The sequence below is a fragment of the Gordonia sp. SGD-V-85 genome (assembly GCF_001456905.1).
GTDB classification, from domain to species: domain Bacteria; phylum Actinomycetota; class Actinomycetes; order Mycobacteriales; family Mycobacteriaceae; genus Gordonia; species Gordonia hongkongensis.
Window position 1 is genome coordinate 48,778 of sequence record NZ_LNQO01000029.1, and the last position, 7,793, is coordinate 56,570.

4 protein-coding genes are annotated in these 7,793 nt (G+C 68.3%); 3 read left to right on the top strand and 1 reads right to left on the bottom strand.

The features are described from left to right. Positions 1-170: 170 nt before the first annotated feature. Entirely contained in the window at positions 171-3,851 is a 3,681-nt protein-coding gene (locus AS181_RS22775; RefSeq protein ID WP_058253776.1) for a murein biosynthesis integral membrane protein MurJ, read from the top strand. A 162-nt stretch (positions 3,852-4,013) separates the two neighbouring features. Continuing rightward, positions 4,014-5,225, top strand: a complete 1,212-nt coding sequence (locus AS181_RS22780) for a TetR/AcrR family transcriptional regulator (RefSeq protein WP_231742673.1) — start codon at positions 4,014-4,016, stop codon at positions 5,223-5,225. A 311-nt stretch (positions 5,226-5,536) separates the two neighbouring features. Here the strand turns inward: AS181_RS22780 and AS181_RS22785 are convergent, their stop codons facing one another. Then, positions 5,537-6,457 (bottom strand): sterol desaturase family protein, encoded by a 921-nt coding sequence (locus AS181_RS22785; protein ID WP_058253769.1) that lies wholly within the window; start codon positions 6,455-6,457, stop codon positions 5,537-5,539. 102 nt (positions 6,458-6,559) lie between these two features. Here AS181_RS22785 and AS181_RS22790 point away from each other — a divergent pair, with 102 nt between their 5' ends. Next, positions 6,560-7,273 (top strand): TetR/AcrR family transcriptional regulator, encoded by a 714-nt coding sequence (locus tag AS181_RS22790; RefSeq protein WP_058253770.1) that lies wholly within the window; start codon positions 6,560-6,562, stop codon positions 7,271-7,273. Positions 7,274-7,793: the final 520 nt, after the last annotated feature.

Below are 7,793 nucleotides of genomic sequence, written 5' to 3' on the forward strand. Positions count from 1 at the left end.
CCGCACCAGGATCGCCCGACGCGCGGTCTGCGGCCCCACGACCCGCGCCGCCGCGACCGGGCGGGCGGGCACCCTCGGCCCCGCGTCCGCCCGCGCCATCGGCACCTACTCCACCGGCACCCACGCCGGCCCGGCCGGACGTGTCACCGGCCCAGAACAACACGCGGGTCATGACCGCGTCCGACCCCCGCCGACCGTCGAACGGTCCGGTGGCCGCCGGCGCGGTGTCCGTCCAGAAGGCACCCGACGAGAAGGCGCCCGAGGGGAAGGCGCCCGACGGGAAAGCGTCGTCGACCGGTCTGGCGCGGGACTCGGACTCGAGCATCCTGCGCACCAGCGGGTCGATCGCGATCGCCACCCTGTTCAGTCGCATCACCGGCTTCCTGCGGACCGTGCTCATCCTCGCGATGCTCGGCCCTGCCATCGCCTCGGCGTTCCAGGCGGCCGACGTGCTGCCGAACATGATCGCCGAGGTCGTCCTCGGCGCCGTGCTGACCGCGATCGTCATCCCGCTGCTCGCCCGGGCCGAGGCCGAGGACGACGACGGCGGCGAGGGTTTCATCAACCGGATCTTCACCATCACCGTCGTCGTCCTCGGGACCGCGACGGTCGTGGCGGTGATCGCGGCGCCGCTGCTCACCTATCTGAACCTGGGGGACGGGCAGGTCAATCGCGAGCTGTCCACCGCGCTCGCCTACCTGCTGTTGCCGGAGATCCTGTTCTACGGCCTGTCCGCGTTGTTCATCGCGATCCTCAACCTGCGCGGCTACTTCAAGCCGGGTGCGTGGGCGCCCGTCCTGAACAACGTCGTGCAGATCACCACTCTCGTGCTCTACGCGGTGGTGCCCGGCGAGATCACCCTCAACCCCGTCCGGATGTCCGATCCGCAGCTCCTGGTGCTCGGCATCGGTTGCACGACCGGTGTCGTGCTCCAGGCGCTGATACTGGTGCCGTTCCTCCGCAAGTCGGGGGTGCGGCTGCGCCTGCAGTGGGGCATCGACGCGCGCCTGCGCCAGTTCGGCAACATGGCCGTCGCCATCGTCGCGTATGTGGCGCTGCTCCAGGTCGGCCTGATCGTCACCTACCGGATCGCATCGTCGGCCGACGCGTCGGGCGTCAGCATCTACTTCACCCACTGGCAGTTGTTGCAGCTTCCGTACGGCGTGCTGGGCGTGACCATCCTGACCGCGATCATGCCGCGACTGTCGCGCAACGCCACCGCCGACGACACCAAGGCGGTCGTCGACGATCTGTCCCTGGCGACGCGACTGACGATGGTCGCCCTCGTCCCGGTCGTGTCGTTCATGACGTTCTTCGGACCGGCCATCGCCATCGCCGTCTTCAACTTCGGCAAGTTCGACGCCGCCTCCGCGTCGCAACTGGGTTCGGTGCTGTCGTGGGGTGCGTTCACCCTCATCCCGTACTCGATGACCCTCGTCCAGCTGCGCGTGTTCTACGCCCGAGAGGACGCGTGGACCCCGACGTTCATCGCGCTGGGCATCACCGTGGTGAAGGTGGTGTCGTCGTACCTGGGGCCGGTGCTCTTCGACGATCCCGAACTCGTCGTGCGCTGGCTCGCGCTGTCCAACGGGTTGGGCTATCTGGTCGGTGCCGTCGTCGGTCACTTCCTGCTCCGCAGCCGTCTTCGCGGGGCCCGGCTCTCGGATGTGGCACGCACGTCCGTCGTGACCCTGGCTGTCTCGATCGGGGTCTCCGCCACCGTGTGGGCGGTCGCGAAACTCACCGGCCTCGACGACATGATCGGCTGGCTGGGCAAGGTGGGGTCGGTCCTCTACCTCGGGCTGACCGCCGCGGTGGTGCTCGCGGTGACCTACGCCGGTCTCGCCGCGGCCCGCGTACCGGATGTCGTCGCGATCGGGCTGGCCGTACGCCGTCTGCTCGGCCGGTTCATCCCGGCGCTCGCCCCGCCGCCGCAGCCCGAACGTGAACAGTCACCGGCGATCACAGTTCAGTTTCCGCGCGTCACCGGCGACGAATCGCTCCCGTACTCTGGTCAGGTACAGGTGCTGCGCCGCTTCGACAGAGGTACCGCGACGTGGCAGTCGTACTCCGTACACTCCGGTGGCGCGATCGGCGCGACCCGGGATGTGCGCCCCATCCCCGAACGCGCGCCGGTACCGCGCGACATCAGATACCGCAGGAGAGGAGTCCGTCGCGTGAGTGACAGTGAGGTCGACACCACTGCTGCCACCGGGCCGCCCGCCGAGCCCAGAGCCGGCGACGCACCCACTCCACCGACCCCGACTCCCGCCGCCGAGACCGGTGCGGCCGACAGCGCGGCGAGCCCACGCCGGCGCGGACCACGCCTCATCCCCGGTGCTGCGGTCGCCGGCGGCCGGTACCGACTGCTCGAGCAGCACGGCGGTACCCGCGGTCTGCAGTTCTGGCGGGCCCAGGACATCAACCTCGACCGTGAGGTCGCGCTGACCTTCGTCGACGCCGAGCAGCTCGCACCGCCGCCCGAGCGTGGTCAGGCCGCCAAGATGTCCGATCAGGGACCGCAGGCCGTGCTGTCGCGCACCCTGCGCCTGGGCCAGATCAACTCCGACGGGGTGGCACGGGTCCTCGACGTCGTCCGCGGATCGTCGGGCGGCATCGTCGTCGCCGAATGGGTGCCCGGATCGTCCCTGGCGGATGTCGCCGGGTCGGGACCGTCGCCGATCGGCGCCGCGCGGGCGGTGCGTTCACTCGCCGCGGCCGCCGAGATCGCCCACCGCTCCGGTGGCGCGCTGTCCATCGACCATCCCGACCGCATCCGTATCAGCCACGACGGCAATGCCGTGCTGGCGTTCCCCGGCACCCTCGCCGGGGACGACAAGGCGTCCGATGTCCGCGGCCTCGGGGCCGTGCTGTACGCGCTCCTGCTCAACCGCTGGGCGCTCGATCCCGCGGACGGGTCCCGGCTGATCACCACCGCCGACTCCACCGAGCCCGTGGGTGGGATCCCCGTGGCCACGCCCGGTGAGGACGGACAACCGGTCGAGCCGCGGCTCAGCAAGCCCGACATCCCGTTCGAGATCTCGGCGGTCGCGGCGCGCGCGCTCGACGGTTCGCGCGGGATCCGTACCGCGGCGACGGTGCAGCACGTGCTCGATCAGGCCACGGTCGTCGACCTGAACACCGACATGTTGCCGGCCATCACCGACGCCCCGCCGCCGGTGAGCGTGGCGCCCCGACTGGGTGCCGGCGGCGACGAGAAGCCACCGCGCCGCAACCTGGCGTTGCTCATCGGCGCCGGACTCCTCGCGCTGTTCATCGTCATCGCGCTGATCGTGGGTGCCACCAACATCTTCGGCGGCAGCAGCGGCTCGAGCGACATCGACTCGATCCTCACCACGACCGAGCCCTCGCCTCCGCCCGGCGCCCAGCCGCCGCCGGCCCCGGCGGCCCCGCAACCCATTGCGCTGCAGTCGGTCTCGGTCGTCGACTTCTCCGCGCAGACACCGGACAACTCGGCGAACGTACGCAACGTGATCACCGGCGCCGCCCCGCCGTGGCAGACCGACAACTATCGCGGGCGTCCGGACTTCGGCGGGCTCAAGCCGGGGCTGGGCCTCATGTTCGACCTCGGAGCGGAACGCCCGGTGCGGTCGGTCACCATCGAGAGTCCGACGCCCGGGATCAGCGTCGAGATCCGTACGTCGCCGTCGGCGCGTCCGGCGTTCGCCCGGACGACGACGGTGGCGTCGGGTCAGGTGGACCAGGCGTCTACCACGATTCCGATCGCCCAGCCGCCGACCACCCGCTACGTCATGGTCTGGCTCACGAACCTGCCGAGTTCGGGAAGCGGCTATCAGGCCGAGATCTCGCGCGTCACGATGGCCGGCTGACGCACCGGTCGAGCACCCGACCGCGCCCCGCGATTATCGGCGCGTGCAACTCGAGGTCCGAGTTACGACCAACGGGGTATGAACGACGACGGCACTCGGGTACGAGCGGGGCATGACGCGGAACCATCGGCGCGGTCTCCTGTACCACTGCCCTCGACACCAGTGTCGAAATCCGCAGACATCGCGAGTGCGAAGAGCGCTCGACTGCCCGAACTCCGGCTCGAACACCTGGTCCGAGAGGCGACACGCCTGTTTCAGGAGTTCGGCTATCGCAACGTGAGCATGGAACAGATCGGGGCGACGGTCGGACTGACCGGGCCTGCGTTGTACCGACACTTTCCGTCCAAGCAGGACATCCTCGCGCAGGCGTTGACCGCGCAGGTGCGGACCGTCAGCCGGTTCATGGCCGATGCGCAGGAGCGCGGCGGCACTCCCGAGGAGCAAATCGTGTTGTTCTTCGACGCATTGGGTGACATGACCGCGCATCGAGATGTCTCCATCCTCTGGAACCGCGAACGATTGCACCTGGAGCGATCAGGCCTGTCCGAGTTGAATCGCTCCTTCGGGGGACTCGTGGACACGCTGGCGGCGAAGATCAGCGCCGCCCGACCCGCGGTCGACCCGGCGGGCGCGGAGCTACTCGCGACCGCTGTCCTCAGTGTGTACTCGAGCACGGCCCGGATGCGTGGCTCACTGTCGGCCAAGCGGCTCATGCAGGTCCAGCGAGCGCTCACGGACTCGATTCTCGACTGTGACCTGGCCACGGCTCCGGTTGTGGTGGGGACAGATGACGCACGATCACGTCGAAGTCCGATCGCCCGACGCGAACGAATCCTCGACGTCGCGACCGAGTTGTTCTTCGTACGCGGCTTCCGGAACGTTCGTATCGACGAGATCGCCGCCCACGCGGGCGTCTCGGTGGCGACCGTCTATCACGAGCACGCAGGGAAGACGGAGATCTTGTGGACGGTCATCCGTCGAGGCATCGAAGGCTTGTTGGGGACGTCGATCGCGGCACTCGACGGAGCCGCCGCCGGTGACACGCTCGACGTGCTCCTGCGCGTGTTCGTCGACTACTCGCTGGGCCCCAATGGGCGGGTGCTGGCCGTGGCAGTTCGGGACGCGGTGTATCTACCGGAAGCCGACCAGATCTCTTTCGGCCGCATCACCTCGGACTACTCCGCCGAGTGGACCACTGCCATCCGCGTGCGTACGCCCAGCCTGTCACAGGCCGATGCCAAGGCTCTGGAGCAGGCTCTGGCCGGGTTCGCCGGCCACGTGATCTCGTCCCCCGAGCTCCGCTCTCGGCCCGGCATCGACGGGCAATTGAGGAAACTGGCATACGCCATCCTGATACCGCGCGCTCGTATCTGACCGTGACGGTTCCCTCGGCCGCCCCGCGGTACTCACGCGACCGCCTGACACGCGAGAAGCGTAGGACCGACCCCGGGGCCTCGGGCGCTGCGCCGTTCTCGGGGCGACGGTGGTGGCAGCAGGGCTCGGATGCCTGTTCGCGGCAGGCTCAGATGCACGAACCAGATTGAGTGAGTTGAGGTCTGGCTCATGAGCTTCGTGATCAGCCCGGCGGTGCTCGGCATCCAGACCGCGCTCATCTCACTCGTCACGACGATCGGCACGGTGACCGCATATGGCGCCCGACCGACCTCGCCCTTGAGGTCGCTCCGTCAGATGCGTTCCGAGGATGCGCCAGTCGTCCCCGCCACCTGCTCTCCGACCAGGTCGCGTGGCGTCCATCCCGGCGGCCCGAAGACGTAGCCGAGGCGGGCGCGCCACGTCGACGCACCGCGCACATCCCGCGCGATCGCCGCATATTCGTGCGTCTGCAGTCGCAGGATGTTGTATGTGTCCACCGGTTTGGTCAGGCCGTAACGGGGCCGGCGGATCTCCGGTGCGAACGTGCCGAACATCCGGTCCCACAGGATGAAGACCCCGCCGTAGTTGCGGTCGAGGTACTCGGGGTCGCAGCCGTGGTGCACCCGATGATGCGACGGTGTGTTGAGCACGAATTCGACGGGTGCCCACAGTTTTCCGATCCGTTCGGTGTGAATCCAGAACTGGTAGATGAGATTCAGCGAGTAGGCGGCGAACACCAGGGCGGGCGGGATGCCTAGGAGCGGTAGGGGGATCCACATCAGCACCGCGGCGCTGATGTTCCACTTCTGCCGCAGCGCCGTCGCGAAGTTGAAGTACTCGCTGGAGTGATGGGCCTGATGGGTCGCCCACACCAGGCGGACCCTATGCGAGACGCGATGACTCCAGTAGAAGAGGAGGTCCACGCCCAGGAAGGCGATCATCCACGTGTACCACTCGTCCGCGGGAAGCTGCCACGGGGCGACATAGGCGAACAGCACGCTGTACAGCAGGAGTCCGAGGAATTTCCAGAAGACGCTGGTCGCGATCGACACCAGTCCCATCGAGACGCTCGAACGCGCGTCCCGCGAGTCGTAGGCGCCCGGCGGCGCTGTCTCGGTGTCATCGTGCTCGAGTTTGGCCGCGGCGAACCACTCGATGGCCAGCAGGGTGACGAAGAACGGGATCGCGAGCACGGTCGGCTCACGCATCGGCTCCGGCAAGAGCTCCAGCACGATTGTCCCCTCACAGCGATATCTGACACGATGCCATGTCACTTACTTCTGACAAGGTAACGTGTCAGAAGATCTGCTGTAAAGACCCGGGAGGGAGTTCGCGTGACAGCCGTGCCGGACCCGAGCCCGTCGACGCCGACCCCGCCCGGACGACGCTATGGCGGAGCCGACCCGACGCAGCGGCGCGAACGCCGTCGCGCCGCCCTGATCGAGGCCGGGCTCGACGCCTTCGGAACCGACGGATACGCGAACGTGTCGGTGAAGGGGATCTGCGACCTCGCCGGACTGACGCAGCGATACTTCTACGAGTCCTTCACCGACCGCGCCGCCCTGCTCGTCGCCGTGTACGACGACTGCGTCGACTTCGTCCGGGCGGCGACCGTCGATGCCGCAGCGGAGATCGCCGGCGCCGCCCCCGGATCATCGGACTCGGCGGAAGGCGTTGCCGCCGAGCGTGTTCCGGAGGTCACACGAGCGGCTCTCGGGGCGTTCATGTCCTGCCTCGCCGACGATCCCCGGCGCGCGCGTGTGATGCTCGTCGAAGTGGTGGGTGTGTCCCCGGAGATCGAGCGGGTCCGCATGCGCGCGATCCACGACTGGGCCGCGCTCATCCTGGCACTCGCTCGTGGCTCGCGACCGACGTCGGACCGCGAACGGCTGGCGTCGGTGGGCCTGGTCGGAGCAGTCACCCAGCTTCTCGTCGACTGGTACGTCGCCGGTGCGGGGGACGCCGACGCGGAACGCTATGCGCTCGACGAGATCCTCGACGTTTGTGTGGAGCTCTTCGTCGCCGCCTATGGCCGGCTTCTGACCTGACCCTTCGAAGCTGCTCCCATATCCGCAAGAACTACAGAACCGCTGCTGTGTGGGGTGAATGCGATGCCCTCCTCTGCTCCCTTATCCGAAAGAACGCCCTGCCCCCTGAGGAGCGCCCGGAGCCTGCGGAGGGCGCGTCACAAAGGGTCTTCGCAACCCGACTCACCAGGACCCTTCGTGACGGTCTCCGCAGGCTCCGGCCTCCTCAGCCTGAATCTTTCACGGGTGGGTAGGGTTTCGCCGATCGGTTGTCGGTGTCGCCTTTTGATGGTTGGTGCTGGTGTGTGGGCAGGGTGGATCGCCAGCGTTGGGTTCGCTGGTTGTTCGGGTTCTGAGGTGGGGTGGGCGGCGGTGACGGGGCGCGGTGACCGAGGGGCTGGTTAGGCGGTGAGGCGTTGCCAGCCGTGGCGTATGTGGTGGTTGTAGGGCCAGTCGGTGGGTAGTCGCAGGGTGGTGGTGCGGGCGTGGGTGATGATCTTGCCGCCGACGGTGAACAGGCGGTGGCGCAAGCGTTTGGGTT